The sequence below is a fragment of the Neorhizobium sp. T25_13 genome (assembly GCF_002968675.1).
GTDB classification, from domain to species: Bacteria; Pseudomonadota; Alphaproteobacteria; order Rhizobiales; family Rhizobiaceae; genus Neorhizobium; species Neorhizobium tomejilense.
The window spans coordinates 169,566-195,922 of sequence record NZ_PVBI01000002.1 but is presented as its reverse complement, the minus strand read 5'-3'; the positions used below and the strand labels follow the sequence as shown (position 1 = coordinate 195,922).

The following is a 26,357-nucleotide window of genomic DNA, read 5'->3' as shown; positions in this document are numbered from 1 at the left end:
TGCTCAATCGCTTATTTACGTTTCGGCCGATCATTGCCGCCCTACCAGCGGACCAGCAATGCGCCCCACGTAAATCCGCCGCCCATGGCTTCGAGCATCACCAGATCACCCTTCTTGATGCGCCCGTCGGAGGCGGCAACCGAAAGTGCCAAAGGAATCGATGCAGCCGAGGTATTACCATGCAGGTCGACCGTCACGACGACCTTTTCCAAAGGAATGCCGAGTTTCTTCGCCGATCCGTCGATGATGCGGCGATTGGCCTGGTGCGGCACCAGCCAGTCGAGATCGTCCGCCGTCGTACCGGTCGCCGCGAACGCGCTGTCGATCACGTCGGTGATCATGCCGACTGCATGTTTGAAGACCTCGCGGCCCTCCATGCGCAGGTGCCCGACCGTGCCCGTGCTCGACGGGCCGCCATCCACGTAGAGCTTGTCCTTGTGGGAACCGTCGGAACGCAGATGCGCGGTCAGCACGCCGCGATCGGCGATCGTCCCCTCGCCTTCCGCCGCTTCGAGCACCAGCGCGCCTGCGCCGTCGCCGAAAAGCACGCAGGTGGTGCGGTCCTTCCAGTCGAGAATGCGGGAAAAGGTCTCGGCGCCGATCACCAGGACACGCTTGGCCATGCCGCCGCGAATGTGCAGATCAGCGGTCGCCATTGCATAAACGAAGCCGGTGCAGACCGCCTGCAGGTCGAAGGCGTAGCCATGGGTCATGCCCAGCCGGTTCTGGATATTGACGGCGGTCGCGGGAAAGGTGTTGTCGGGCGTCGAGGTCGCGACCAGCACGAGATCGATGTCATCCGGCGTCAGTCCGGCGTTTTCGAGCGCCGCACGCGCCGCCTGCTCGCCGAGCGACGCGGTCGTCTCGCCCTCGCCGGCGAGATAACGCTGACGAATGCCCGTGCGCTGCACGATCCATTCGTCGGAAGTCTCGACGATGTCTTCCAACTCGCGATTGGTCACTACCCGCTTCGGGAGCGCTGCCCCGTAACCGCGAACCACTGAACGGATCATTCTTAACTCACATCCTGTCGTCATGCCGCTTCGGGGCCAGCCGGCGGCTGGCGACGCGCATGGTAAATTGCGAGATCCTGCCGGATCTTCGCGTTGAGATCGTTGCGTGCCATGTCATAACCGACATCGATCGCGGCAGCAAAACCGTCGGCATTGGCACTGCCATGGCTCTTGATGACGATGCCGTTCAAGCCCAAGAACACGCCGCCATTGACCTTGTTCGGGTCCATCTTCTCACGCAGCCTGTCGAAGGCGGGCTTGGCAAGAAGATAACCGATCCTGGCCAGCAGCGTGCGCGACATCGATTCGCGCAGCAGCGTGGCGATCTGCCGGGCCGTGCCCTCCGCCGCCTTCAGCGCGATATTGCCGGTAAAGCCTTCAGTCACCACCACATCGACGGTGCCCTTGCCGATGTCGTCGCCCTCGACGAAACCGTGATAGGCGATCGTCGGCAGGTTTGCCTCGCGGATCAGCCGCCCGGCCTCCTTGACCTCTTCCTGGCCCTTCACCTCTTCGACGCCGACATTCAGAAGCCCGACGGTCGGCCGGTCCACCTCGAAAAGCGAGCGCGCCATGGCGCCGCCCATGATCCCGAAATCGAGGAGCTGCTGAGCGTCGGCACCGATCGTCGCGCCGATATCGAGGACGATGCTTTCGCCCTTGAGGGTCGGCCAGATGCCGGCGATCGCCGGGCGTTCGATGTTGGCCATGGTGCGCAGACAGAATTTCGCCATCGCCATCAGGGCGCCGGTATTGCCGGCGGAAACCACGACCTCGGCCTCGCCGAGCTTTACCGCCTCGATCGAACGCCACATGGTGGAGATGTAACGGCCGCGGCGAAGCGCTGCACTCGGCTTCTCCTCCATGCTGACGGCAAGTTCGCATTCGTGGAAGACGGATTTGTCCCGTAGCTTCGGATATTTCGCGAGAACCGGCTCGCATTCAGCCTTTAGGCCATAGATGAGGAAGGTCACATCCGGGTGGCGTTCCAGTGCCTTGGCAGCACCGGCAATGACGACCTCGGGACCAAAATCGCCGCCCATGGCATCGATAGAAATTCTGATCACTCGTCCCTGATCCTTATCTTCGCCGAACGCATACCCTGTGGGGGGACCATGCGCCAGTCCTAACGTCTCCAACGGCCCTTCGCTCCTCATGCGGGGCCGTGCCGGCGAATTCGTGGCCAAAATATAGTTTTTGCTGTCGCTTACAACCCGTCCTCAATCCTTTTTCCAGTCCTTGAGGACGGCGAAGGGATTGGGACGCCCGGACTTTTCATCCGCATCGGTTTCCAGGTGATCGGCAAACTCGGCGCCCGGTTCGCGCGGATAGGCATCGATCGCGAGTGCCGCGAACTCGGCCACCACTTCGCCGACATCGATCGTGTCGCCGATGAACATTTCGGGAAGATCGGGCCCATCGGGATCGATCACCATCTCCGCCGTATCGCTGGTGACGATCCGCGCGAGCTTCGATCCTTCAGGCACGAAGATCTGCTCGAACTCTTCGTCTATCTTCGATGCGACAGGTTCGAGCGTGACGACCGAGGACTGGACGATATCGGCCTTCACGCGCCCCTTGAGACGCACGCCGTCCTTCTTCCACCGGGCGATCTGCAGTTCCGCTTTCAGCGAACCGACCGAAACGACCTGCCACAGCTTTGCCAGGCCCTCGAGTTCGCGCGCATCGGCTTCGAGTTTCACCGTCACCGCGTTCGCGGAAATATTCCCGACCTTGACGGGATAGGAAAAGGGAGGCTTTTCGCCTGCGCCACTATCGTTCTTCATCAAACCTCACTCTTCTCGCGGCAGCGGGCCCGGCAGGGGCAGGACCGCGTGGCCGCGCGAAATCTCATCTTCGGGGATGCCGGCGAGCGCCGTCTCCGCAACAATCATCCAGTCCGCCAGCCCTCGCATCCCAGGCCCATCCTCCGTCTTCGGATAGATATTCCGGCTAAGGGCTGCGGCAAGCGCCTCGCTGTCCTTGTCTTCGAGAGCGGCAGCATAGGTCTCCACCCGGCCATAGAACATGCCGGCCAGTTTTTTCATGCGTTTCGGCACGCTCTGGTCGCCAATGCCGAGTTCGCGGATCGAATGGTCGATATCCTGAAAAAACGCGTCAACGATCTCCTGAGCCAGCTCCTGACCGCTCGAATCGGATTTCGCCGTCCGCCTGAAGAACAGGATCATCACGATCGAAAGCATCTCGAAACGGCCCATGACCGTGTCCGGTACGTCAAGATCGCTATAGAAGAACGGAACGCGCGCCAACGACGTCAAGGTCGAATACTGGCGGTCAACGATCGCCTGGTTCTGGTTTTTCTTCTTGAAAAGGCCGAAGATCATCTGAATTCCCGTTATTTGCCTCCAGGAACGCCCTAGCCTGCCACCGGCCATGTTGCATGGAAACGAAAGCTGGTTTACCGAAGCATGCACGAATTGCAATGCCGTTCCGCCGGATCAGCGAACGGGGTGGGATCTTCGCGGCCTTAACATCAGGTCGGGATCGATCTTATGTCCCTGAATAGCCACAATGGTAGGGTCAGCAGGGGCAGGTTGAGTTTGGGGGATGCCGTTGAACAAGCGGGTTTTCGGATACGAGATGACATTCTTGAGTAAAACCGCGATGGCAATGGTCGTCGCATCCATCGCTGTCTCGGGTTGCACGTCCATGCAGATCGGCGACACCATGTATAACGGCTACGTGGTCGACCAGAAGTCGCTGGAGCTTATTCCGGTCGGGTCGAGCCGCGAGCAGGTACTGCTGACGATGGGCACGCCCTCGACCACGGCGACCTTCGATACCGAGGTGTTCTATTACATCTCGCAGAAACGCACGCGCGCTGCGGCTTTCATGAAGCCGAAGATCGTCGATCAGACGGTGCTCGCCATCTATTTCGACAAGGACGGCGTCGTCGCACGCCGCGCCAACTATGCGATGCAGGATGGCAAGGTGTTCGACACGATTTCGCGCACGACGCCGACCGGCGGCCGCGACCTCACCTTCCTGCAGCAGCTGCTTTCCGGCGGTTCCGGTGCCGGTGGGGCAGCAGCCCGCAGCATCCTGTCGAACTTCGGCAGGTAAGCACCTCGAACGAAACAAAAAGCCCGCGGGGATCGCTCCCCGCGGGCTTTTTAATTTCACGTTTGGCCGGATATCAGCCGGCAAGAACCGCCAGCAGTAGAAGCGCCACGATATTGGTGATCTTGATCGCCGGGTTGACGGCAGGGCCTGCCGTATCCTTGTAGGGATCGCCGACGGTATCGCCGGTGACCGATGCCTTGTGGGCTTCGGAACCCTTCATGTGGCGGGTGCCGTCCTTGTCGACAAAACCGTCCTCGAAGCTCTTCTTGGCATTGTCCCAGGCGCCGCCGCCCGAGGTCATGGAGATCGCCACGAACAGGCCGTTGACGATGACGCCGAGCAGCGATGCGCCAAGGGCTGCAAAGGCAGAAGCCTTGTCGCCGCCGGAGATCAGAAGCACACCGAAATAGACGACGATGGGGGCGAGAACCGGCAGAAGCGACGGAATGATCATCTCGCGGATCGCAGCCCGGGTCAGGATGTCGACGGCGCGGCCATAGTCAGGCTTTTCGGTTCCCGCCATGATGCCCGGCTTTTCGCGGAACTGCTTGCGCACTTCCTCGACGATCGAGCCCGCAGCGCGGCCGACGGCGGTCATCGCGATGCCGCCGAACAGGTAAGGGATGAGGCCGCCGAAGATCAGGCCGGCGACGACGTAAGGGTTGGAGAGGTCGAAATCGATTTCGCCGACGCCGTTGAAATACGGATACTGGGCACTGTTTGCCACGAAATATTTGAGATCGTTGGAATAGGCGGCGAACAGAACCAGCGCGCCGAGGCCGGCAGAACCGATCGCATAACCCTTGGTGACTGCCTTGGTGGTGTTGCCGACCGCGTCGAGCGCATCTGTCGACTTGCGCACTTCCGGCGGCAGGTGGGCCATTTCGGCGATGCCGCCGGCATTGTCGGTGACCGGTCCGAAAGCATCGAGTGCCACGATCATGCCGGCCAGGCCGAGCATGGTGGTGACGGCGATGCCGGTGCCGAACAGGCCGGCGAACTGGTAGGTGGCGATGATGCCGCCGACGATGACGATCGCCGGAAGCGCGGTCGATTCGAGCGAGACTGCGAGGCCCTGGATGACGTTGGTGCCGTGGCCAGTCACCGAGGCCTGGGCAATCGAGTTTACCGGGCGCTTGTTGGTGCCGGTGTAGTATTCGGTGATGACGACGATCAGCGCCGTCACCACGAGGCCGAGCAGCCCGCAGATGAAGAGGTTCGCGCCGGTGATCGGCTTGCCAGCAACGGTGCCGATCGTGCCCCAGCCGATGGTCAGGGAGGTGGCAATGGCGAGACCGACGATCGACAGCAGGCCGGTGACGATCAGGCCCTTGTAGAGAGCGCCCATGATCGAGCCGTTGGAGCCGAGCTTGACGAAGAAGGTGCCGATGATCGAGGTGATGATGCAGGCGCCGCAGATCGCCAGCGGATAAACCATGACGGTTGCGAGGATCGGCGCACCGGCGAAGAAGATCGCCGCAAGCACCATCGTGGCGACGACGGAGACCGCATAGGTTTCGAAAAGGTCGGCTGCCATGCCGGCGCAGTCGCCGACATTGTCGCCGACGTTATCGGCGATCGTCGCGGGGTTGCGCGGATCGTCTTCCGGAATGCCAGCCTCCACCTTGCCGACGAGGTCGCCGCCGACGTCCGCACCCTTGGTGAAGATGCCGCCGCCGAGACGGGCGAAGATCGAGATCAGCGAAGCGCCGAAGCCGAGCGAGACGAGCGCGTCGATGACTTCACGCGAGCCGCTCGGATGGCCGAGACCGGCCGTCAGAATCCAGTAATAAATCGAGACGCCGAGGAGAGCGAGGCCTGCCACCAGCATGCCGGTGATGGCGCCGGATTTGAAAGCAATGTCGAGACCGGCCGCAAGGCTTTGGGAAGAAGCCTGGGCGGTGCGCACGTTGGCGCGGACCGAGACGTGCATGCCGATGAACCCGGCGGCACCCGAAAGTACGGCACCGATGACGAATCCGACCGCAGCGGTACCGGACAGCAGCACCCAGGCCAGAATGGTTACGACGACGCCGACGATCGCAATGGTCATGTATTGGCGCGCCAGATAGGCCTGTGCGCCTTCACGGATATATCCGGCGATCTCCTGCATGCGGATACTGCCCTGATCGGCAGCCAGCACGGAACGCGTCGCCCAGACGGCATAAATGATCGATAGCAACCCGCACACGATCACACCCATAATTACAGTCATTCGCTTTTCCTCTCCCTTAGCGCCGGGTGGTCCATACCCTCCGGCCGTGCACCCCTGCCGCGGTGCACATCCACGAGATGAGCAAAGACCGCCGCAATACTCCATAGTGCGCATTCCCGCGCAGACGACCGCTCCCCTCCCAAGGAATCCGGGATCGCCTACGCGGACGGGAGATTGCGGTGGAGATGAATTGGCGTCAAGCCCCGAAGGGACAAGACTCTAAGCGGATTTCGCGGAAGAGCGCTTGAACATCAGCGCCAGCACCAGGCCGAGGCAGACGATCGTCACCGGCCAGATGATCAGGTTCATGAAGGACCAACCGTAGGCGGTGAACACCTTGCCCGAGGAGAAGGAGGACAGCGCCACCGTGGTGAACAGGATGATGTCGTGAAAACCCTGCACCTTGTCGGCCTCGTGCGGACGATAACTGGAGGCGACGATGGCGGTCGAGCCGATGAAAGCGAAGTTCCAGCCGATGCCGAGCAGCACCAGCGCGCCCCAGAAATTCCAGAGCTCGATGCCCATATGGGCGATCACGGCGCAGCCCATCAGGATCAGCAGCCCGGCGGCGACGATCTTCTCGACGCCGAAGCGTGAAATCAGCATGCCGGTGAAAAAGCTCGGCGCGAACATGGCGAGCACGTGCCACTGGATGCCGAGTGTGGCCATTTCCGACGGAAAACCGCAGCCGATCACCATGGCAAGCGGCGCGCCGGTCATCATGAAGGTCATCAGCGCGTAGGAGGAGATGCCGCAGATCATGCCGGTCAGGAACCGCTGGGTGACGACGATCTCGCCGAGCGGGCGCGCCGGCCCCGAAGCCGCGTGACTGCCGCTCATCTGCGGCAGTTTCAGCGGCGCCAGCATCACCAGCGCAATCAGGTAGAGCGGAATGACGGCCACGAAGGCGCCGGCGAACAGCACGGGCGACAGCAGGTCCTTGGTCCAGATCGCAAGCTGTGGCCCGAGGACCGCCGAAACTATGCCGGCCGCGAGGATCCAGGAGATCGCCTTCGGCTTGTAGAACGAGGGCGACGCATCGGCTGCGGCGAAACGGATCTTCTGGCTGAAACCGTTGCAGAGGCCGATCAGCAGCAGGCCGACCGCAAAAAGCCAGAAGTTCGAATGGAAAAGCGCGATCGCGGCAACGGCGGCGCCGAGCGCCCCGAGAACCGAGCCGAGCATGAAGCTCGCCTTGCGGCCGAGGAACCGGGAGGCGATGGCAACGGCGACAGCGCCGGCCGCCATGCCGATATTGAAGCCGGTCAGCGGAGCGGTCGCCAGCGACTTGTCATCGCCCAACAGCTGATAGCCGACGAGACCGCCGAGCGCAAACACCAGAGGCGGCGCCGAACCGAGGACGGCCTGGGCGCCGGCAAGCAGAGCGACACTGCGCCGGGCGGTGCTCATCTGTGTCTGAAGACCGTCTACCGCGCCGTCCATGCTGCCCCACCCTGTCTTGCCGTTTAGTTTTTATTTCTTGGCTTCGCCGCGTACCTGCTTGGCAATGCGATCGAGGACAGCGTTGACGATGCGCGGCTCTTCCTCTCCGAAGAAGGCGTGAGCGATCTCGACATATTCGGTGACGATAACGGCTACCGGCACGTCCTTGCGCTCAAGGATTTCGAACGTACCGGCGCGCAGGATGGCCCGCAGCGTCGAATCGAGACGCGACAGCGGCCAATCTTCCTGCAGCGAGGCGCGGATCAGCGGGTCGATCTTCACCTGATCGCGCACGACGCCGGCAACGATCGAGCGGAACCATGAGGCGTCAGCCTTCAGATAGGTGTCGCCGTCAAGTTCCTGTCCGAGGCGATGGGCCTCATATTCGGCCACGACCTCCAGCACGCCGGTCCCGCCGACATCCATCTGGTAGAGCGCCTGCACGGCCGCCAGGCGGGCAGCACCGCGCTGGTTTGCCGGCTTCACCGGGTGTTCGCCTTCCTTGGCCATCAATCAACCACCGTTCAGCTTGTCACGCAGCGCGATCATGGTCAGCGCCGCACGGGCGGCAAAGCCGCCCTTGTCCTTGTCCGAACGGCGGGCGCGTGCCCAAGCCTGTTCGTCGTTCTCGCAGGTGAGGATGCCGTTGCCGATCGCAAGCGATTCCGACACGGCGAGGTCCATCAGAGCACGGGAGGATTCATTCGAGACGATATCAAAATGATAGGTTTCGCCACGGATGACCATACCGAGCGCGACGAAGCCGTCGTAATCGGTGCCGCCCTCTTCCGACGCATCGAGCGCCATGGCGATCGCCGGCGGGACTTCAAGCGCACCGGGAACGGTGACCACGTCATAGGTCGCCCCGGCCTCCTTCAGCGCATGGGTCGCACCTTCGAGCAGTGCATCGGACATATCGTCGTAGAAACGCGCCTCGACGACGAGGAGGTGTGGAGCGGTTTCGCGTGACATGATTCACCTTTGTTCAAATCGGCCCAGCATGAGATCGATATCGCCTCAAGGCGGGCCGATAGTCATATGGGTCTCGAGCAGGTGGCGGTCAAAACATGCTCTGAGGGGAATGGCAAGCAATTTTCGCTGAACGCAGCGATGCGAATCGGGAATAGCTAAGCGAGCGACGATAAGATCAGTGCCAACACCGGACCATGGAGCCCTCCATGACCACCATTCCAACCCTCGAAACCGAACGGCTGATCCTGCGCCCTCACCGGCTGGAGGAGTTCGAGACCTATGCGGAATTCTGGGCCGACCCGGACGTGGTCCGCTACATATCCGGTATCCCCTCGTCCCGCGAAACCAGCTGGAGCCGCATGCTGCGCGTCAACGGCATGTGGCAGCTCATGGGTTTCGGCTTCTTGGCAATCGAGGAAAAGGAAACGGGACGCTTTCTCGGGGAAGCCGGTTTCCAGGACATGCGCCGGGAATTTCAACCCTCCATCGAGGGGACGCTCGAGACCGGCTGGGCGCTCATCCCGTCCGTCCACGGCCGCGGTTATGCGACCGAGGCGGTGGGCGCAATGATCTCCTGGGGCGAAGCCCATTTCCCCGATCGCCGGATGACCTGCATCATCAGCCCCGAAAATGCCGCCTCGCTCAGGCTCGCATCCAAACTCGGCTTCCGCGAGTTCGCCCGTGCCGACTACCATGGCCCGATCGTGGTGCTGGCGCGCGAAAACTGATTGCGCGACAAGCCGTCAGCTTTTCGCCGGAAATTCCGCAAGCCGTGCCGCGTAACGCGCCATCGTGTCGACTTCGAAATTGACGAGATCGCCCGCCCTTCTATCGCCCCAGGTGGTGACGGCGAGCGTGTGGCGGATCAGCAGCACGTCGAAATCGGTGCCCTCGACTGCGTTGACCGTCAGCGACGTGCCGTCCAGCGCGACCGAGCCCTTCGGAGCCACAAATCGGGCAAGCGCCTCGGGTGCGCGAAGACGGATGCGCACCGCCTCGCCTTCATGTTCGATGCCTAGAATTTCCGCCGTGCCGTCCACATGGCCGGAGACGATATGGCCGCCGAGTTCGTCGCCGATCTTCAGTGCCCGCTCCAGATTGACCCGTGTGCCCTCGGTCCAGGCGGCAATCGTCGTCAGCCGCAGCGCCTCTTCCCAGGCCTCGACCTCGAACCAGCGCTCGTTGCTGCCTTCGTCCGGCAGGTTTGTCACCGTCAGGCAGACGCCGCCATGGGAAATCGAGGCGCCCATGTCGATGGTTTTCGGGTCGTAATTGGTGGCGATCCTGAGCTTGACGCCTTCGTCCATCGGCGTCGTTGCCGCGACCGTGCCGACATCGGTGACAATTCCGGTGAACATCAGAAACCTCTTTCGTATTCGAAACAGCGGTCCGGCCCGAAGCTTTCCTCGCGGACAAACTTGAACCCTGCCGGCATATCGGATGGCGTCAGCGGCGATTCAAGCCCGCCCTCGCCGACAATGCCGGTGCCCTGGAACAGGAGGACGCGGTCGACGAGATCTGCGTCGAGGAAGGCCTTCGCGATGGTCGCGCCGCCTTCGACCAGAAGCGAAGACATGCCGCGAACCGCGAGGATCGCCAGGAGGATGTCAAGTTCGGTACTGTCCATGATCTCGACGCCGGCGGCTTGGAGAGCGGTGGCCTTCAGGGCCAGATCACCTTTGGCGGTGGAGCGCGGAGCGGCACCCCCCTCTGCCCTGCCGGGCATCTCCCCCTCAAGGGGGGAGATCGGCAAGGAGCCTGCACCCTGCGCAACTCCAGCCGACTCGTCTGCCGCACCTATATCGGAGCTTGAATGGGACGGATGAGCCTGCTGCTGGTCGATCTCCCCCCTTGAGGGGGAGATGCCCGGCAGGGCAGAGGGGGGTGTCGCCCCACTCTCAACCGACAAAGCAGAACCCGGCGCCGCCACGACGATCGCCGGCACGTCTGACGCGCTCTTCACCAGCTTGGAATCCAGCGGCAGTTCAAGCCGACGATCCAGCACGATGCGGATCGGAGACCGTTTCTCCAGCCCCGAAATGCGCACCGTCAACTCCGGATCATCCGACAGCACCGTGCCGATGCCGACCAGGATCGCGTCGGCTTCGGCCCGCAGCCGGTGCACCTGCGCCCGCGCCTCGGGTCCGGTGATCGACACTTCCTCGCCGCGGCGGCCGAGCATGCCGTCGGCGGAAACGGCAAGCTTCAGAGTCACATGCGGGCGGCCCTTCGTCTGGCGGGTGAGGTAGGCGGCGAGCGCCCGGCGTCCCTCTTCCTCCATCAGGCCCGTCTCTACGACAATGCCGGCCTCGCGCAGGATCGCAATCCCCCGCCCCGAGACACGCGGATCGGGATCGGTCAATGAGATGACGACGCGGGCGACGCCTGCCTCGACGAGCGCGTTGGCGCAAGGCGGCGTGCGGCCGTAATGCGAGCAGGGTTCGAGCGTGACATAGACGGTCGCCCCCCTCGCCTTTTCGCCGGCGATCTCGAGCGCCTGGGTTTCCGCATGCGGTCGACCGCCGGGTGCGGTGACGGCGGAGCCGACGACTTCGCCGTCCTTGACGACCACGCAGCCGACCGAAGGATTGGTGCCCGTCTGACCGGTATGAAGGCGCGACAGACGCAGCGCCGACGCCATGAACCACCGATCTTCGGCAGCGCTCGTCATGGCTACGGCTCTATGCCGGGATCGCGGGCGATCTTGGCGTTGATCTCCTGGATCACCTTTTCGAAATCCTCCGCATGGGAGAAATCGCGATAGACGGAGGCGTAACGCACGAAGGCGACGTCATCGAGGCTCTTCAAGGCCTCGAGCACCTGCAGGCCGATCTCTTCCGACGAAATCTCGTTCTCGCCCGAGCTTTCGAGCCGGCGCACGATACCGGAAACCGCCCGCTCGATGCGGTCATTGTCGACCGGGCGCTTGCGCAGCGCGATCTGGAACGACCGTACCAGCTTGTTGCGGTCGAACGGCACCTTGCGGCCGGTCTTCTTGGTGACCATCAGTTCGCGAAGCTGCACGCGCTCGAAAGTCGTGAAGCGGCCGCCGCAATCCGGGCAGATACGCCGCCGGCGGATGGAGGTGTAATCCTCCGCCGGACGACTATCCTTGACCTGCGTGTCTTCCGAACCGCAATAGGGGCAGCGCATCGGCTCTCCTTGGATGGGCAAGAGGGACCGCGGATGCGGTCCCCGTTGGGATCACATATACGGGTACATGGGGAAGCGGCCGGTGAGCGCCACGACCTTGTCGCGCACGGCGGCTTCGACGCTCGCATTGCCTTCGTCGGAATTGGCGATCTTCAGGCCGTCGAGAACCTCGATGATGAGATTGCCGATCTCCTTGAATTCCGCTTCCTTGAAGCCGCGCGTCGTGCCGGCCGGCGTCCCGAGGCGGATACCGGAGGTGACGAAGGGCTTTTCGGGGTCGAAGGGAATGCCGTTCTTGTTGGTGGTGATATAGCCGCGGCCGAGGGCCGCCTCGGCGCGCTTGCCAGTGGCGTTCTTCTTGCGCAGGTCGACCAGCATCAGATGGTTGTCGGTGCCGCCCGAAACGATATCGAGGCCGCCAGCCATCAGGGTTTCGGACAGCGCCTTGGCATTCTTGACGATTTGGGCGGCGTAGTCCTTGAAGTCCGGCTGCAGCGCCTCGCCGAAGGCAACCGCCTTGGCGGCGATGATGTGCATCAGCGGACCGCCCTGGAGGCCCGGGAAGACGGCCGAATTGAACTTCTTGGCCAGTTCTTCGTCATTGGTGAGGATGACGCCGCCGCGCGGGCCGCGCAGCGACTTGTGGGTGGTGGTGGTGGCGACGTGGCAATGCGGGAACGGCGACGGGTGCTGGCCGCCGGCAACCAGGCCGGCGATATGGGCCATGTCGACCATCAGATAGGCGCCGACCGAATCGGCGATCTCGCGGAAACGCTTCCAGTCCCAGATGCGGGAATAGGCGGTGCCGCCGGCGATGATCAGCTTCGGCTTGGTTTCTTCGGCCTTGCGCTGCACCTCGTCCATGTCGAGCAGGTTGTCGCCTTCGCGCACGCCGTAGGAGACGACGTTGAACCATTTGCCGGACATGTTGACCGGCGAACCGTGCGTCAGGTGGCCGCCCGAGTTGAGGTCGAGGCCCATGAAGGTATCGCCGGGCTGCAGCAGCGCCAGGAACACGGCCTGGTTCATCTGGCTACCGGAATTCGGCTGGACGTTGACGAAATTGACGCCGAACAGCTTCTTGGCGCGCTCGATGGCGAGTTCCTCGGCGATATCGACGAACTGGCAGCCGCCGTAATAACGCTTGCCCGGATAACCTTCCGCATACTTGTTGGTCATGATCGAACCCTGCGCCTCAAGCACAGCGCGGGAAACGATGTTCTCCGAAGCGATCAGCTCGATTTCGTGGCGCTGGCGACCCAGTTCCTTCTCAATCGCGCCAAAGATTTCCGGATCGGATTCTGCAAGCGGGCGGGAGAAGAAGACGTCGGTGTTCGACATGTGCGAGGCTCCTCAAAGGGGTGGGCATTGCAATGTCGCGTCTTAGCCTTACGCCTTGCGCAGAGCAATACGGGGAACGACATTTGCTCGCCCGAAGACGCGGAGATGCTCCTGGAAAACAAAAAAGCCGCACCCTTGGCGGATGCGGCCTCCCGTAGAGGAAAAAAAGAAGCAGATCTTATTGCGGCAGCAGATCGTCGTCGGCGGCGCCGGCCGGCTTTTCGATGCCGGTGGTCGTCTGCAGTGCCAGTTCCTGGTTGCCGTCACGCTCGTAGATGTCGTCGCGGAACTGCACGACGCGGTCCTTCGCCGACCAGGCGGTGATGTAGACGATATAGACCGGAACTTCGGTCGTGAGCTTGATCGGGGTGTTCTGGCGCGTCGAGATGACCCGCTCGATCTCCTGGCGCGACCAGCCCGTGGTGTCGCGCAGCAGCCAGCTGATGAGGTCGCGGACGTTCTGAACGCGCATGCAGCCCGAGGATTCGAAGCGCATCAGCTTGTTGAACAGGCCCTGCTGGGGCGTGTCGTGCATGTATTCGTTGTTCGGGTTGTGGAAGTTGATCTTCGTCGAGGCCATGGCGTTGATCTTGCCCGGATCCTGCCGGAACATCAGGTTCGGAGCCTTCGGCGCAAACCAGTCGACCGTTTCCGGCGCCACTTCATTACCCTTGCCATCGATCAGGCGGATGTTATTGCGGGTGAGATAGGTCGGATCCTTGCGCATCAGCGGCACGATGTCCTTCTCGACGATCGAGCGCGGCGCAGTCCAATAGGGGTTGAGGATGACCTCGTAGATCTTCGAGTTGATGGCGTGGGTCGGACGGTCGATGCGCCCGACGACGGCATTGGTGCGCAGCGCCACGCGGTCGTTTTCCACAGCCTCGATATAGGCTGCCGGAATATTGACCATGACGTAGCGGGGGCCGAGATCACCGGACATGGACTGCAGGCGCACCAGATTGGTGCCCAGCTGGCGCATGCGCACGTCGGCCGATATGTTCATCGCCTTGACGGTAAACTCGCCCATCACGCCGTCGGCAGGCAGGCCGTGGCGGGCCTGAAAACGCTTCACAGCACCGTCGACATAGCTGTCGAACGAGGAAGACATGCCCGCCTCGCGCGGCAGGTCGCCTGAAATCATCAGGCGCTGGCGCAACTGCTGCACGGACGGATCGACGACGCCGAGGCGCAGGCGCTGCTGGCCGGGATTGACCTCGGGCCAGCCGCCGTTCGCAACGATCTGCTGATAGTCAATGATCGCCTGCTGGATGTTCGCCGGTCCGCCGGCGCCGAGCACCGGATTGTTGGAGACGACGTTGACGGCGGTTCTGGATGCGGCCTTGGCGTCGAACTGGTCGTCCCAGGTGCCTCGGCGAGGCGCATTGATCAGATCGTCCATCGCCGTCTGGGCGAATGCGGGCGCTGCGAGTGCGGCGGCACCGGCAGAGAAGGCCGTGCGAAGCAGGGCACGGCGGGAAAGAGCTTCAGATCCGATCTTCTTCGACATCAATAATACCCATCTGGTCCCGAGCAGCATCAAGGACGCCTACAGGGATATGGTTAAGAACGCGCAAAAAGTTAGCGCAGCCGCACGGGGGCTTCGTCGTCATCGCAATGTCGTGAAAGCGCGAATTCCCGCCGGCCCGTTGCATCCAGCCGGTCCCATAGCAATATGGCCAATTCGTGTCAGGTACTTGCGCGTCACAAAGCCGTGTTGGCACGTGATTTTTTCAGGCGGCAAATGCGCCACACCCTGCGAACGCAAGCGATCTCGGAACGGGCTGCGGGATCGTCGATCCGGGACCTGCTTCCTTTACGGAACCGGCCCGGCATTCTGGACAGCAAGCCCTCGTTTGGAAACGTAAAAGCCGTAAGCCTGGGACAAGCGGATTGGCTAAAAGTCGACCGTCAAAGTGAGGAATACGAGAATTGAACTGGTACCCGATCGAAGCCCTTGAGCCTGGAAAGCTGGTCATCCTGCATTTTCGCGATGAGACCGCCCCGCAATGCGTCGGTTATGTCGAACAGGACGGCGTCTGCGGGTGGCCGGAAAAGGTGACGGGCCGCAGACCAGACGGCTGGCTCGACCTCTCCTCGATGTTTGCGGGCATGACGACCGAGATTCGCCGGGCCGCCGCGGCTACAATGTAGGCGAGCATTCCGGCGCAAACGGACTTATCGGAACGTATTTCCGACGCCCATAGCCGAATTCGTCTATCAACCCGGCTCCCATACTGGTAGGCACCCCAAACATCACCCATTGGAGAGCTACCGTGACCCTGGACGAAAAATACCAAATTATTGTCAATGCTTTCCAGAACAACAAGTTTGGCGTCTCGCCGACCTCCACACGCGGAGCCGTACAGAACTACTGTAAAAAGCACGGTCTCCAGGGCGAAGACTATACGGAGACCCTCGCCTCAGCGATGACTGCCGGCTTGATTGCCCAGATGGCGGACTCGGCCCTCACCATCCGAAACGCCGGCCGCGCCCTGCTGGCCCAGCGATAGGCTGTATCTGACAGAAGGCGGCCTAGCTTGCACGCAAACAAGCGTAACGGCGCGTCTTCCGACACCCCGTTACGCTTTTGCGTAGCACCGCATGACTGGAGGTAATGGAGTGTTTCGCAAGCCCCCGGTGGATTAAAGGCGGTAAAGGATCTGGTCGTTCCAGAAGCGGTCGAGGCGCTGGAGCAGCTTGTTCATCTGAGAGAACTCGCCCTCGCCGATGCCGCCGACCTTTTCGATCGAGCCGATATGGCGCTCGTAGAGCTTGCCGACGGCCTCGGCGATCTCCTGGCCTTCCGGCGTCAGGCTGATGCGGACCGAGCGACGGTCGATGCGCGAGCGCTGGTGGTTGATGAAGCCGAGGTCGACCAGCTTCTTGACGTTGTAGGAGACGTTCGAGCCGAGATAGTAACCGCGGGAGCGCAGTTCGCCGGCCGTCAGTTCCGAATTGCCGATGTTGAACAGCAGGAGAGCCTGGACGGCGTTGACGTCGTCGCGACCCTGGCGGTCGAACTCGTCCTTGATCACATCGAGAAGGCGGCGATGCAGGCGCTCGACCAGATGCAGCGACTCCATGTACAGGGCGCGAATGGTATCTTCATGCGGATCTGCTACTGCCGGTGCCGCCTGCGGCTTCAGTTTCGTGTTCATCATGACTGCCTCATCCTGTTTTGTTTGGCGGTGTTTGTTTCTTCCCGCCTTGAGACAGACACTATTCAATACGCATAAAATTCGACTTAAAACATAGCCTTAACAGGTGCTTAACGCGCTTCTTCGAATTCCGGCCCACCCTCGCCAGCCCAGGATGGGGCCATTCAGATTTAAGACAAATCAATCACTTAGCGGCGAATTTCCTGTCAAATCCGGCCGTCAAAGCTTTAATTTCAAGGTGAATCAATCCTTACCCGCTCCGCCTTGCGGCGCGCCTCGACCCATAAAGAGAGCCGAAATACGACGTAAAGCGCGGCGACGAGGCCGTGCATGAGGGGGACGAGACGGTTGTGTCCAAAGATCTCCGGCCAGACGATATACATCGACACCTGCGAGATTGCGGCAATCGCCCAGAGCACGGGGCCCCAGGACACGGTGAGCCAGAGGCCGAGCGAAGCAACCGGAAAAAGCACGGCAAGCGAAGACGCCGCCACCTTCCAGGGAAGCGTCAGCAGATCGAAGCGGGCCATACCCTTAAGCGAATAGCCGACCAGCATCGCCCAATATTGCAGGCCGAACCAGAAACAGGCGACCGCGACCAGCCTGAGGAAGACGACGTAGAGAATTTCGGTCAGCGTGCGCTTCGGCACTGTGAGTGAATCGGGTTCCATCGGACTACACTAGCCGCCGCGGTCGCCGACCGCCAGTACCAGCCTCTCGCCTGCACGATCGTTCAAGAGCCCCGCGCCTTGTCCTGATAGGGTTTGCCGCCGATCAAAGGAGAAGACATGACCGAGCGGACCTTTTCACATACGCCGATAAACCTCGCCGAGAAGCTGGCACGGATACCCGACCTCTGGCAGCAGCGCGTCGTCGCCGAAATGAACGACTACCAGTTCAAGCTCGTCCGCATCGAAGGCGATTTCATATGGCACGATCACCCCGAGACGGATGAAACCTTCATGGTTATCGAAGGCCATTTGCGGATCGACTTCCGCGACGGCAGCGTTGACATCGGGCCGGGCGAAATGTTCGTCGTGCCGAAGGGCGTGCAGCACAAGCCGTTCGCCGAAAAGGAGGTGAAGATGATGGTTATCGAGCCGCGCGGCGTTCTGAACACCGGCAACGAGGGCGGCGAACGGACGGCTCAAAACGATCTCTGGATCTAGCCGGGTCTCGACTGCGGCGATCGTTCCCATTCGCAAACGGCGTGCTGCATGATAATGACGCGCGCACGGGAAGAGAAGTTGGAGACTTTGCCATGGACAAGACGCATCTGGTCGATGAGATCACCGGCCACCGCCGCATGCGGCGCAACCGCAAGGCCGACTGGACGCGCAGGCTGGTGCAGGAGAACCGTCTGACGGTGGACGACCTGATCTGGCCGATCTTCATCGTTCCCGGCACCGGCATCGTCGATCCGATCGCCGCCATGCCCGGCGTCAACCGCATGAGCGTCGACAAGGCGGTCGAGGCAGTCAGGGAAGCGGCCGATCTCGGCATTCCGGCGATCGCCACCTTCCCCGATATCGAGATGGCGTTGCGCGACGAGACCGGCTCCAACAGTCTGGTCGCCAACAACCTGATCAACCAGGCGACCGCCGCTTTCAAGAAAGCCGTGCCGAATATCGGTATCATCACCGACGTGGCGCTCGATCCGTTCACCAGCCACGGCCATGACGGGATCCTCCGGGACGGAGTGATCGTCAACGACGAGACAGTCGACCAGATCGTCCGCGCCGCCGTCATGCAGGCGGATGCCGGCGCCGACATCATCGCGCCGTCGGAAATGATGGACGGCCGCATCGGCGCCATTCGCCGCGGGCTGGACGCCGCGGGCCACCAGGATGTCGGCATCATGTCCTACGCGACGAAATTCTCGTCCGGTTTTTACGGTCCCTATCGCGAGGCGATCAATACCAGCGGCCTCCTGAAGGGCGACAAGAACAGCTATTACATCTCGCCGGCCAACGGCACCGAAGCGGTGCGGGATGCGGCTCTCGACGTCGAGGAAGGCGCCGACATGCTGATGGTCAAACCCGGCATCGCCTATCTCGACATCTGCTGGCGTATCAAGGAAGCGTTCGGCCTTCCCGTCTTCGCCTACCAGGTCTCCGGCGAATACACGCAGATCAAGGCCGCCGCGATGAACGGCTGGATCGACGGCGAACGGGTCATGATGGAGACGCTGCTCTGTTTCAAGCGCGCCGGCTGTGACGGCATTCTTTCCTATTTCGCGATGGACGTGGCGAAGAAACTGGCGAAGAACGGGTGACCTTGTTGCCGAGGCGGTTTCATCCCATATCAATGTTCGAGAAACAGGAGATGTTGAAACGATGAGCCTCGACCCGAACCCGACCTATGCCGCACCGGACGACTGGCGCGCCTATAGTGGCGTTCTTTCGCGGCGGGTGTTCGCCTTCATTATCGACTACGTGATCGTGCTGCTTTTGTGCATCCCGGCCGCGGTCGTGGTGTTCTTCCTCGGCATCATCACGCTCGGTCTCGGCTTCATGCTCTACCCGGCCCTGTTCGTGATCGTCGCCCTTCTTTATTTCGGGATGACGCTCGGCGGCTCGGCTCAAGCTTCGCCCGGCATGCGCGCCATGGGGCTCGCAATGGTGCGGCTCGACGGCCGGCGGATGGATTTCCTGACCGCCATGGCCCACACGGTGATCTTCTGGATCATCAACTCGGTGCTGACGCCGCTGATTCTGCTCGCCGGCCTGTTCATCGAGCGTTCGCGCCTCGTGCACGACCTGCTGCTCGGCACCGTCGTGGTGCGTACGTCGTAACGATTACGCTACTGACCGAAAGTTTATGGCACTAGCCGGCTGCCTGTCGCAGCATATGGTTGACGTTTCGCTTTTATGCGCCATGGTATGACATTTACGATCCTAAAGACCGGACTGCCACGACGCAATGAACACCCAGGCAACGCCCTCACCGCAGTTCTACCTGACGGCCCCGGCAGTTTGTCCCTATCTCCCGGGTGAAATGGAGCGAAAGGTCTTCACTCACCTGGTTGGCCCGCGCGCGGCCGAGATGAACGACCTACTGACCCAGGGCGGTTTTCGCCGTTCGCAGAACATCGCCTACCGGCCGGCCTGCGAATCATGCCGCGCGTGCATTTCCGTGCGCATCCTCGCTCACGAATTCGAGCCCGTGCGCTCGATGAAACGGGTTCTCGCCACCAATCGCGACGTGATCGCGACGGTCTATCCCGCGCAGCCCTCCACGGAACAGTTCTCGCTCTTCCGCCGCTATCTCGACGACCGTCATCAGCGGGGCGGCATGTCGGACATGTCGGCGCTCGACTATGCGATCATGGTCGAGGACACGCATGTCAATACCCGCATCATCGAGTACCGCCGCCGCGAGCCTGGCTCGGGCATCAGCGCCGAACCGAAGGGCGAGCTGCTCGCTGTAGCACTGACCGACATGATGAGCGACGGCCTGTCGATGGTCTATTCCTTCTTCAATCCCGAGTATGAAAAGCGCTCGCTCGGCACGTTCATGATCCTCGACCACATCGCCCGCACCAGGACGCTCGGCCTGCCGCATGTCTATCTCGGTTATTGGGTGAAGGGTTCGGCGAAGATGGGTTACAAGACCCGCTTCCAGCCCCAGGAACACCTGACCCCGCGCGGCTGGGAAATCTTCGATCCCGCCACGGACATCTGAAATCATCCCATGAACGATCATAAAAAGGGCCTCGTGCTCACCGCAATCGGCGGCCTTGCGCTCTCCTTCGACGTGCCGCTCGTGCGGCTCGGGCATGGCGAGATGTGGTCGACGGTTGCGCTGCGCAGCACGGCGACCTTCGCCGCCGCCATCATCCTGTGGCTGCTCGTCCGACGCTTCGGTGCGACCCGCCCGGTGCTGATCCCCGGCAAGGCGGGGCTTGCCGCCGGGTTCTGCTACGGCATTTCGACGATCGCCTTCCTCGGCGCCGTCTTCAACACGGCCACCGCCAACGTCGTCTTCATCGTCGCCTTCACACCGATGTATGCCGCCATTCTCGGCTGGCTGGTCCTCAAGGAACGTCCCTCGCCTTCGACGCTCGTCACCATGCTGGTGATGTTTTTCGGCGTCGGCCTGATCGTTTCGGGCGGCCTTACGGGCGGCCATCTCCTCGGCGACATCCTGGCGGCAACAGCCTCGTTCCTGCTGGCCTTGGCGATCACGCTCAGCCGGGTGGCGCGTATCGACATGGGTTTCGTGCCGCTGGTCGCGACCATCATTCCGGCAACGATCGGGCTTTCCCTCGTCGCTGCATCTTCCCTTGCCGGCACGGGCGGCTTTTCAGTCGCAGACCCCGTCTGGGTGCTGTTCGACGGCGCGATCATGATGCCACTCGCCTTCTGGTGCCTTGCGACCGGCCCGAAATATCTCTCCGGCCCCGAGGTCGGCATGTTCTACCTGCTCGAAACGATCCTCGCGCCGATTTGGGTCTGGTTGATCTTCGCCGAAATCCCATCAAGCCGCACGCTCTTGGGCGGCTCGATCCTGGTGCTGGCGCTGATCGGATATTCGGCCTGGCAGATGCGGCGGGTGGCGCATCGCGATTATCTCGCAACGCGCCCAATCAGCTCCTGATCACCCCGCGAATTTCCCGCTTCGCGGAAAGCCCTTCGGAACGGCTCGGCCGGCGGTGGCGCGGTCGGCGATCCATTCCAGCAGCTCGTCCTTGTTGCGGGTGAAGGAGCGGCCGGCGCTGTCTTCCCAGGAAAGGCCGTCGGCCATGGTAAAGCAGCGGATGTCGGAAATGCCGCCGTCCTTGTAGCGCTGCAGGCGCACGCCCTTGCCGCGGGTCATTTCCGGTAGCTGCGACAAGGGGAAGACCAGCAGCTTGCGGTTTTCGCCGACGACCGCGACATGATCGCCCGACACCGGCACGACCAGCTTCGTCTCGTCAGGCATGGCGACGTTCATGATCTGCTTGCCCTTGCGGGTATTGGCGATCATCTCGCTTTCGGCCACGACAAAACCGTTGCCCGCGGTCGAGGCGACGATGAGCTTGCGCTGTGGATCGTGGACGAAGGCGGTCAGGATGTCCTGATCGTTCTCCATGTCGACGATGATGCGGATCGGCTCGCCATGGCCGCGGCCGCCCGGCAATTTGTCGGCGCCGAGCGTATAGACCTTGCCGCCCGTCGTAACGAGCAGCAGCTTGTCGGTCGTCTGCGCCGTAAACGCGATCTTCGGCCCGTCGCCTTCCTTGAAGGTCAGCGTCGAGGTATCCGACATGTGTCCCTTCAGGGCGCGGATCCAGCCCTTCTGCGAGACGACGACGGTGATCGGCTCCTTCTCGATCATCGACTGGTTGATCGCCTCGATATCGGCATCCGGCGCATCGGCGAAGGTCGTCAGTCGCGCGTACGGCTTGCCGCGGCCCTTGGCGAAATTCTTGCGGACGTCCTGGATCTCGTGCTCGATCACCCGCCACTGCTTCTCCTCGGAAGCCAGCAGCGATTCGATATCCGCCTTCTCCTTGGTGAGGTTCTCGTGCTCGGTGCGGATCTCGAATTCTTCGAGCTTGCGCAAGGCGCGCAGCCGCATGTTGAGGATCGCCTCGACCTGGATGTCGGAGAGCGACCAGCGCTCCATCATGACGGGCTTCGGTTCGTCCTCCTCGCGGATGATGCGGATCACCTCGTCGATATTGAGGTAGGCGATCAAGAGGCCGCCGAGGATTTCCAGGCGCCGGTCGATCGCCGCCAGCCGGAAACGAGAGCGGCGGACCAGCACGTCGCGGCGATGCGCCAGCCATTCCAGCAGCACTTCGTTGAGCGCCATCACCTTGGGCACCCGGCCCATGGAGAGCACGTTCATGTTGAGCGGCAGGCGGGTTTCCAGCTCGGAAAGCTTGAACAGCGATTCCATCAGTAGGGTCGCATCCACCGTGCGGCTCTTCGGCACGAGAACGACGCGCACGTCTTCGGCCGATTCGTCGCGCACGTCCTCAAGCAGCGGCAGCTTGCGGGCGAGCAGCAGTTCGGCGATCTTTTCGATCAGGCGCGATTTCTGCACCTGGAACGGAATTTCGGTGACCACTATCTGGTAGCCGCCACGGCCGAGATCCTCGATGACCCAGCGGGCGCGGACGCGAAAACCGCCGCGACCAGTCTTGTAGGCCTCGACGATCGACTGTCGGCTGTCGATGATGATGCCGCCGGTCGGCAGATCGGGGCCTTCGATGCCGCCCTTGGCGGGCTCGGCCGGATCCGCCATCAGGTCCTCGATGGTCGCGGCCGGGTTCTTGATCAGGTGCAGCGCGGCATCGCAGAGTTCGTGGACATTGTGCGGCGGTATCGACGTTGCCATGCCGACCGCAATGCCCGACGTGCCGTTGGCCAGCAGGTTCGGGAAGGCGCCGGGCAATACGACCGGTTCCGAATTCGATTCGTCGTAGGTATCGCGGAAATCCACCGCGTCCTGGTCGATGCCTTCGAGCAGCAGCTCGGAGACCGCGGTCATCTTACTCTCGGTGTAACGCATCGCGGCAGGGCTATCGCCGTCGATATTGCCGAAATTGCCCTGGCCGTTGACGAGCGGATAGCGCTGGGAGAAATCCTGTGCAAGGCGCGCCAGCGCATCGTAGATCGACTGGTCGCCGTGCGGATGGAAGTTACCCATCACCTCGCCGACGATCTTGGCGCATTTGCGGAAGGCTGCATTGGGACGCAGGCCCATCTCGCTCATCGCATAGACGATGCGGCGGTGGACGGGTTTCAGGCCGTCGCGCACGTCCGGCAATGCACGATGCATGATTGTGGAAAGCGCATAGGCGAGGTAACGCTCTTCGAGCGCTGCTTTCAGGTCGACCGGCAGGATATTGTCGCCGCCGTCGCCGCCGGGTGGTGTCAGGTTTTTTCCCATGGGCCTTGACTAGCGGAAAGCCTGATTCTCGGCAAGAAAGACCGGGCGACAGCCTGTGGATGAAGGCTTTTCCGAAGCCGAAATCAGCGTTTGGTTTACCCTGAATCGCCAGCCGCAATTTTGACGAAAGGAATGTGGAACAAAACCATAAACCTTTTACCCGGCGTGCCTATAAGGTGCCGCGAACCAGTAGCCGAACTACCAACAAACCCAAAACGAAACGCGGGCCGGATCATTGCCCGCCAGGAGGAAATCCGATGCAATACTCCACCAAGGCCCGGCTTCTGCTCGCCGGCGCAGCGCTTTCGACTTTCGCCGGCCCGGCGTTTGCGCTCGACGGCAACGATCTCGTCGCCAAGATCAACAGTGCGCTCTCGGTCCAGGGCGGCGCCGGCTTCTCGGCGGAGAAGGCCACCGTCAGCGGTTCGGACGTCACGCTCACCAATGCCAAAATCCTGATCCAGGCCGGCAAGCAGAGCCTGCCGCTCGGCACCGTCAAGTTCGAGGGCGTCGAAGAGGATAATGGCGGCTACACGGTCGAGACGGTCACGTTCGACAACGTCAACGCCACCCAGGACAAGACCGTCTTCACTGCCTCGGACATCTCGATCAGCGGCCTCACCGTTCCGGGCAATCCGGGCGGCGACAGCCTCGATGCGATCCTGCTCTATGATCAAGCCCATGTCGGCAAGATGACCGCCACCGTCGACGGCAAGCCGGCCTTCTCGGTCGACGAGATGAACGTCACCACGGAGGTCGCCGACGACAATTCCTCGATCGGCTTCGACCTCCAGGCCAACGGCATCAAGAGCGACCTCAGCCTCGTCGATGACGCGCAGGCCAAGGACACGCTGCAGCAGCTCGGCATCACCTCGCTTGACGGCAAGGTCGCCATGTCCGGCGCCTGGACCCTCAAGGACGGCACGCTCGACATCGATGAATACGCGCTCGATTTCGCCAAGGTCGGCCGCCTCAACCTCGCCTTCAGCATGTCCGGCTACACGCTCGACTTCATCAAGTCGGCGAACGAAACCGCCAAGGCGATGGAAGCCAATCCGAACAAGGAAGAAGCCCAGCAGGCCGCGGGCCTCGCCATGCTCGGCCTGATGCAGCGCCTCACCTTCAACAGCGCCGAAATCCGCTTCGAGGATGCCGGCATCACCAAGAAGGCGCTCGACTATGCCGGCAAGAGCCAAGGCACGACGGGCGAAGCCATGGCGCAGATGCTGAAGGGCATGACGCCGCTGATGCTGGCGCAATACAACGTGCCGGAACTGCAGAACATGGTCAGCGCTGCGGTCAACACCTATCTCGACAAGCCTGGCAGCTTGACGATCACCGCGGAACCAGCCAGTGCCGTCCCCTTCCCGATGATCATGGGTGCCGCGATGGGCGCACCGAACACGCTGCCGAAGGTCCTCGGCGTCAAGGTCACCGCCAACGACTGAGGCCGGCGACACTGATTCGAAAAGCCCCGGCGAGAAATCGCTGGGGCTTTTCCTTTAATGGGCCTGGGAACTCGACATCGAGGCATGGTCCTTGTCATGGAGTGCGAAGCGGTCGATCATGCCGGCGCTCGCCTCGTTGGCCCCCCGCACGGTCACGTCCACACCTCGACGACGGTATTTGAGGACGACGTCGTCCAGCGCGCCGACCGCGGAAATATCCCAGAGGTGCGCGTCGCCGACGTCGATCAGCACGGTCGCCACCGGCTCCTCGAAATCGAAGGACTTCAGCAGGCTTTCGGCGGAGGCGAAGAAGATCTGGCCCTCCACACGATAGGTCCGGACACGACCGTCCGAAGAGAGCTCCGAGCGGACGCGGAAGAGCCGTGCCACCTTGCCGGCGAAGAAGATGCCGGAGAGCAGGACGCCGACCAGAACGCCTTTCGACAGGTCCTGTGTGGCGAGAACGGTCGCGACGGTCGCGAGCATGACGATCGACGAGGTTCCCGGATGGCGCTTGAGATCGACCACGGACTTCCACGAGAAAGTGCCGATCGAGACCATGATCATTACCGCCACGAGTGCCGCCACCGGCACCACCCTCAACACGTCGTCGAGCACGAGCAATAGCACCAGCAGGAAAGCGCCGGCGACGAAGGTCGACAGCCGCCCTCGCCCGCCCGACGTAACGTTGATCACAGACTGGCCGATCATCGCGCAGCCGCCCATGCCGCCGAACAGCGCCGCAACGATATTGCCGGAGCCCTGGCCGAAACACTCCTGGCTCTTGCTGCTTGTCGTATCCGTCATGTCATCGACGATCTGGGCCGTCAGCAGGGATTCCAGGAGGCCGACGGCGGCAAGCGCGACCGAATAGGGAAAGATGATCCGCAGGGTTTCGAAGGTCAGCGGCACCTGCGGCCAGCCGAAGGCAGGCAGCGCGGTCGGCATTTCCCCGAGATCTGCGACGGTGTGGACGTCAATGCCGAAGACGAGTGCCACGACCGTCACCACGACGATTGCGACCAGCGGAGACGGGACCACCTTCGTCACGTAAGGGAACAGGTAGATGACAGCAAGCGCCATGGCGATCAGCACATAGGTCACGTTCGGAACGTTGATGAGCTGCGGGATCTGAGCGACGAAGATCAGGATCGCCAGCGAATTGACGAAACCGGTCATCACCGAGCGCGACACGAAACGCATCAGCCGTCCGAGCTTCAGGAAGCCGGCGAGGATCTGCAGCAGTCCCATCAGGATTGTCGCTGCAAACAGATACTGGATGCCGTAGTCGCGAACCAGCGGCCCCATCAGCACGGCAGTCGCTGCGGTCGCCGCCGAAATCATCGCCGGGCGGCCGCCGGTCAGCGCGGTGACGCAGGCGATCGCCACCGAGGCAAACAGGCCAACCTTGGGATCGACGCCGGCGATGACCGAAAAACCGACGGCTTCCGGAATGAGCGCCAGCGCCACGACGATGCCGGAGAGGACGTCGCCGCGAATATTGGAAAACCATTCGCGGCGGTAAGCTGAAATTCTGTTCATGAGGAAAAGTTCGCAAAAAAGTCGCATCCGCCGGGAGGATTATCCAGGTGTGACCCGACGTAAATGGGGCTGATGCTTTGCGTTGTCCGGCGGATCGGCGGCC

General features: G+C 62.1%; 27 protein-coding genes and 1 other annotated feature (1 of these 28 only partly in view). Of the genes, 10 read left to right on the top strand and 17 right to left on the bottom strand.

The features are described 5' to 3' along the window. Positions 1 to 41: 41 nt before the first annotated feature. The 4 genes from C5J22_RS04410 to C5J22_RS04395 form a co-directional block, all read right to left on the bottom strand. Positions 42 to 1,013 (bottom strand): beta-ketoacyl-ACP synthase III, encoded by a 972-nt coding sequence (locus tag C5J22_RS04410; RefSeq protein WP_037080647.1) that lies wholly within the window; start codon positions 1,011 to 1,013, stop codon positions 42 to 44. 20 nt (positions 1,014 to 1,033) lie between these two features. Beyond that, entirely contained in the window at positions 1,034 to 2,080 is a 1,047-nt protein-coding gene (plsX, locus tag C5J22_RS04405) for a phosphate acyltransferase PlsX (RefSeq protein ID WP_105437350.1), read from the bottom strand. Positions 2,081 to 2,233: 153 nt separating this feature from the next. Further along, complete coding sequence (locus C5J22_RS04400; protein WP_105402975.1) at positions 2,234 to 2,800, bottom strand: DUF177 domain-containing protein; 567 nt, start codon at positions 2,798 to 2,800, stop codon at positions 2,234 to 2,236. Positions 2,801 to 2,806: 6 nt separating this feature from the next. Next, positions 2,807 to 3,358 (bottom strand): ubiquinol-cytochrome C chaperone family protein, encoded by a 552-nt coding sequence (locus C5J22_RS04395; RefSeq protein ID WP_105437349.1) that lies wholly within the window; start codon positions 3,356 to 3,358, stop codon positions 2,807 to 2,809. Positions 3,359 to 3,581: 223 nt separating this feature from the next. Between C5J22_RS04395 and C5J22_RS04390 the strand changes: the two genes are divergently transcribed. Beyond that, a complete protein-coding gene (locus tag C5J22_RS04390; RefSeq protein WP_105426660.1) occupies positions 3,582 to 4,097 on the top strand; it encodes an outer membrane protein assembly factor BamE in 516 nt (171 codons plus the stop codon). A gap of 73 nt (positions 4,098 to 4,170) precedes the next feature. Here the strand turns inward: C5J22_RS04390 and C5J22_RS04385 are convergent, their stop codons facing one another. The 4 genes from C5J22_RS04385 to ribH form a co-directional block, all read right to left on the bottom strand. Further along, the gene (locus tag C5J22_RS04385) at positions 4,171 to 6,312 is read right to left on the bottom strand and encodes a sodium-translocating pyrophosphatase (protein ID WP_105402973.1); all 2,142 of its coding nucleotides are present in this window, start codon (positions 6,310 to 6,312) and stop codon (positions 4,171 to 4,173) included. A gap of 219 nt (positions 6,313 to 6,531) precedes the next feature. After that, positions 6,532 to 7,755, bottom strand: a complete 1,224-nt coding sequence (locus C5J22_RS04380) for an MFS transporter (protein ID WP_105437348.1) — start codon at positions 7,753 to 7,755, stop codon at positions 6,532 to 6,534. A gap of 30 nt (positions 7,756 to 7,785) precedes the next feature. Then, positions 7,786 to 8,265, bottom strand: coding sequence for a transcription antitermination factor NusB (gene nusB / locus C5J22_RS04375; protein ID WP_038549009.1), 480 nt, complete (start codon positions 8,263 to 8,265; stop codon positions 7,786 to 7,788). Between the two features lie 3 nt (positions 8,266 to 8,268). Continuing rightward, a complete protein-coding gene (gene ribH / locus C5J22_RS04370; RefSeq protein WP_046636529.1) occupies positions 8,269 to 8,727 on the bottom strand; it encodes a 6,7-dimethyl-8-ribityllumazine synthase in 459 nt (152 codons plus the stop codon). 206 nt (positions 8,728 to 8,933) lie between these two features. On the opposite strand from ribH, the gene C5J22_RS04365 reads away from it, so the two are divergent. Next, on the top strand, positions 8,934 to 9,455 hold the full coding sequence (locus tag C5J22_RS04365) for a GNAT family N-acetyltransferase (RefSeq protein WP_105437347.1): 522 nt from the start codon (positions 8,934 to 8,936) through the stop codon (positions 9,453 to 9,455). A 15-nt stretch (positions 9,456 to 9,470) separates the two neighbouring features. Here the strand turns inward: C5J22_RS04365 and C5J22_RS04360 are convergent, their stop codons facing one another. The 5 genes from C5J22_RS04360 to C5J22_RS04340 all read right to left on the bottom strand — a co-directional run bounded on the left by C5J22_RS04360 (position 9,471) and on the right by C5J22_RS04340 (position 14,731). Further along, on the bottom strand, positions 9,471 to 10,085 hold the full coding sequence (locus tag C5J22_RS04360; RefSeq protein ID WP_046667814.1) for a riboflavin synthase: 615 nt from the start codon (positions 10,083 to 10,085) through the stop codon (positions 9,471 to 9,473). After that, on the bottom strand, positions 10,085 to 11,398 hold the full coding sequence (gene ribD, locus C5J22_RS04355; RefSeq protein WP_105437346.1) for a bifunctional diaminohydroxyphosphoribosylaminopyrimidine deaminase/5-amino-6-(5-phosphoribosylamino)uracil reductase RibD: 1,314 nt from the start codon (positions 11,396 to 11,398) through the stop codon (positions 10,085 to 10,087). Before ribD ends, C5J22_RS04360 begins: the two co-directional genes overlap by 1 nt. A 2-nt stretch (positions 11,399 to 11,400) precedes the next feature. Further along, positions 11,401 to 11,880: a transcriptional regulator NrdR gene (nrdR, locus tag C5J22_RS04350; RefSeq protein WP_007771094.1), complete on the bottom strand. Its 480-nt coding sequence runs from the start codon at positions 11,878 to 11,880 to the stop codon at positions 11,401 to 11,403. Positions 11,881 to 11,931: 51 nt separating this feature from the next. Then, on the bottom strand, positions 11,932 to 13,221 hold the full coding sequence (glyA, locus tag C5J22_RS04345) for a serine hydroxymethyltransferase (protein WP_105426664.1): 1,290 nt from the start codon (positions 13,219 to 13,221) through the stop codon (positions 11,932 to 11,934). A 178-nt stretch (positions 13,222 to 13,399) separates the two neighbouring features. Further along, positions 13,400 to 14,731, bottom strand: a complete 1,332-nt coding sequence (locus C5J22_RS04340; RefSeq protein WP_105402968.1) for a murein L,D-transpeptidase — start codon at positions 14,729 to 14,731, stop codon at positions 13,400 to 13,402. A gap of 422 nt (positions 14,732 to 15,153) precedes the next feature. Between C5J22_RS04340 and C5J22_RS04335 the strand changes: the two genes are divergently transcribed. Both C5J22_RS04335 and C5J22_RS04330 read left to right on the top strand, forming a co-directional pair. Beyond that, positions 15,154 to 15,375: a hypothetical protein gene (locus C5J22_RS04335; protein WP_105437345.1), complete on the top strand. Its 222-nt coding sequence runs from the start codon at positions 15,154 to 15,156 to the stop codon at positions 15,373 to 15,375. 122 nt (positions 15,376 to 15,497) lie between these two features. Beyond that, positions 15,498 to 15,734 (top strand): hypothetical protein, encoded by a 237-nt coding sequence (locus C5J22_RS04330; protein WP_038541845.1) that lies wholly within the window; start codon positions 15,498 to 15,500, stop codon positions 15,732 to 15,734. Between the two features lie 132 nt (positions 15,735 to 15,866). Here C5J22_RS04330 and ldtR read toward each other — a convergent pair whose 3' ends face one another. Both ldtR and C5J22_RS04320 read right to left on the bottom strand, forming a co-directional pair. Beyond that, complete coding sequence (gene ldtR / locus C5J22_RS04325; protein ID WP_037081118.1) at positions 15,867 to 16,382, bottom strand: transcriptional regulator LdtR; 516 nt, start codon at positions 16,380 to 16,382, stop codon at positions 15,867 to 15,869. A gap of 233 nt (positions 16,383 to 16,615) precedes the next feature. Further along, positions 16,616 to 17,053 (bottom strand): DUF6163 family protein, encoded by a 438-nt coding sequence (locus tag C5J22_RS04320; protein WP_046636524.1) that lies wholly within the window; start codon positions 17,051 to 17,053, stop codon positions 16,616 to 16,618. A 117-nt stretch (positions 17,054 to 17,170) separates the two neighbouring features. Here C5J22_RS04320 and C5J22_RS04315 point away from each other — a divergent pair, with 117 nt between their 5' ends. The 5 genes from C5J22_RS04315 (at position 17,171) to C5J22_RS04295 (ending at position 20,981) form a co-directional block, all read left to right on the top strand. Then, on the top strand, positions 17,171 to 17,551 hold the full coding sequence (locus tag C5J22_RS04315; RefSeq protein WP_105437344.1) for a cupin domain-containing protein: 381 nt from the start codon (positions 17,171 to 17,173) through the stop codon (positions 17,549 to 17,551). A 92-nt stretch (positions 17,552 to 17,643) separates the two neighbouring features. Beyond that, positions 17,644 to 18,657, top strand: coding sequence for a porphobilinogen synthase (gene hemB / locus C5J22_RS04310; protein WP_105437343.1), 1,014 nt, complete (start codon positions 17,644 to 17,646; stop codon positions 18,655 to 18,657). A 61-nt stretch (positions 18,658 to 18,718) separates the two neighbouring features. Continuing rightward, the gene (locus C5J22_RS04305; protein WP_037080674.1) at positions 18,719 to 19,177 is read left to right on the top strand and encodes an RDD family protein; all 459 of its coding nucleotides are present in this window, start codon (positions 18,719 to 18,721) and stop codon (positions 19,175 to 19,177) included. A 127-nt stretch (positions 19,178 to 19,304) separates the two neighbouring features. Then, positions 19,305 to 20,066 carry an arginyltransferase gene (locus C5J22_RS04300; protein ID WP_046630036.1) on the top strand — a complete coding sequence of 254 codons (762 nt, stop codon included), beginning with the start codon at positions 19,305 to 19,307 and terminating at the stop codon, positions 20,064 to 20,066. 9 nt (positions 20,067 to 20,075) lie between these two features. Next, positions 20,076 to 20,981 carry a DMT family transporter gene (locus tag C5J22_RS04295; RefSeq protein ID WP_105437342.1) on the top strand — a complete coding sequence of 302 codons (906 nt, stop codon included), beginning with the start codon at positions 20,076 to 20,078 and terminating at the stop codon, positions 20,979 to 20,981. Here C5J22_RS04295 and parC read toward each other — a convergent pair whose 3' ends face one another. Continuing rightward, entirely contained in the window at positions 20,982 to 23,264 is a 2,283-nt protein-coding gene (parC, locus tag C5J22_RS04290) for a DNA topoisomerase IV subunit A (protein ID WP_105437341.1), read from the bottom strand. It lies immediately after the preceding gene. A gap of 257 nt (positions 23,265 to 23,521) precedes the next feature. On the opposite strand from parC, the gene C5J22_RS04285 reads away from it, so the two are divergent. Then, positions 23,522 to 24,712, top strand: coding sequence for a hypothetical protein (locus C5J22_RS04285; protein WP_105437340.1), 1,191 nt, complete (start codon positions 23,522 to 23,524; stop codon positions 24,710 to 24,712). A 54-nt stretch (positions 24,713 to 24,766) separates the two neighbouring features. On the opposite strand, the gene C5J22_RS04280 is transcribed toward C5J22_RS04285, so the two are convergent. Continuing rightward, positions 24,767 to 26,254: a SulP family inorganic anion transporter gene (locus C5J22_RS04280; protein WP_105437639.1), complete on the bottom strand. Its 1,488-nt coding sequence runs from the start codon at positions 26,252 to 26,254 to the stop codon at positions 24,767 to 24,769. A gap of 80 nt (positions 26,255 to 26,334) precedes the next feature. Then, positions 26,335 to 26,357, bottom strand: a sequence feature (sul1 is cis-regulatory element that is thought to sense ions involved in sulfur or methionine metabolism; They are found in Alphaproteobacteria); it runs 35 nt beyond the window's last position.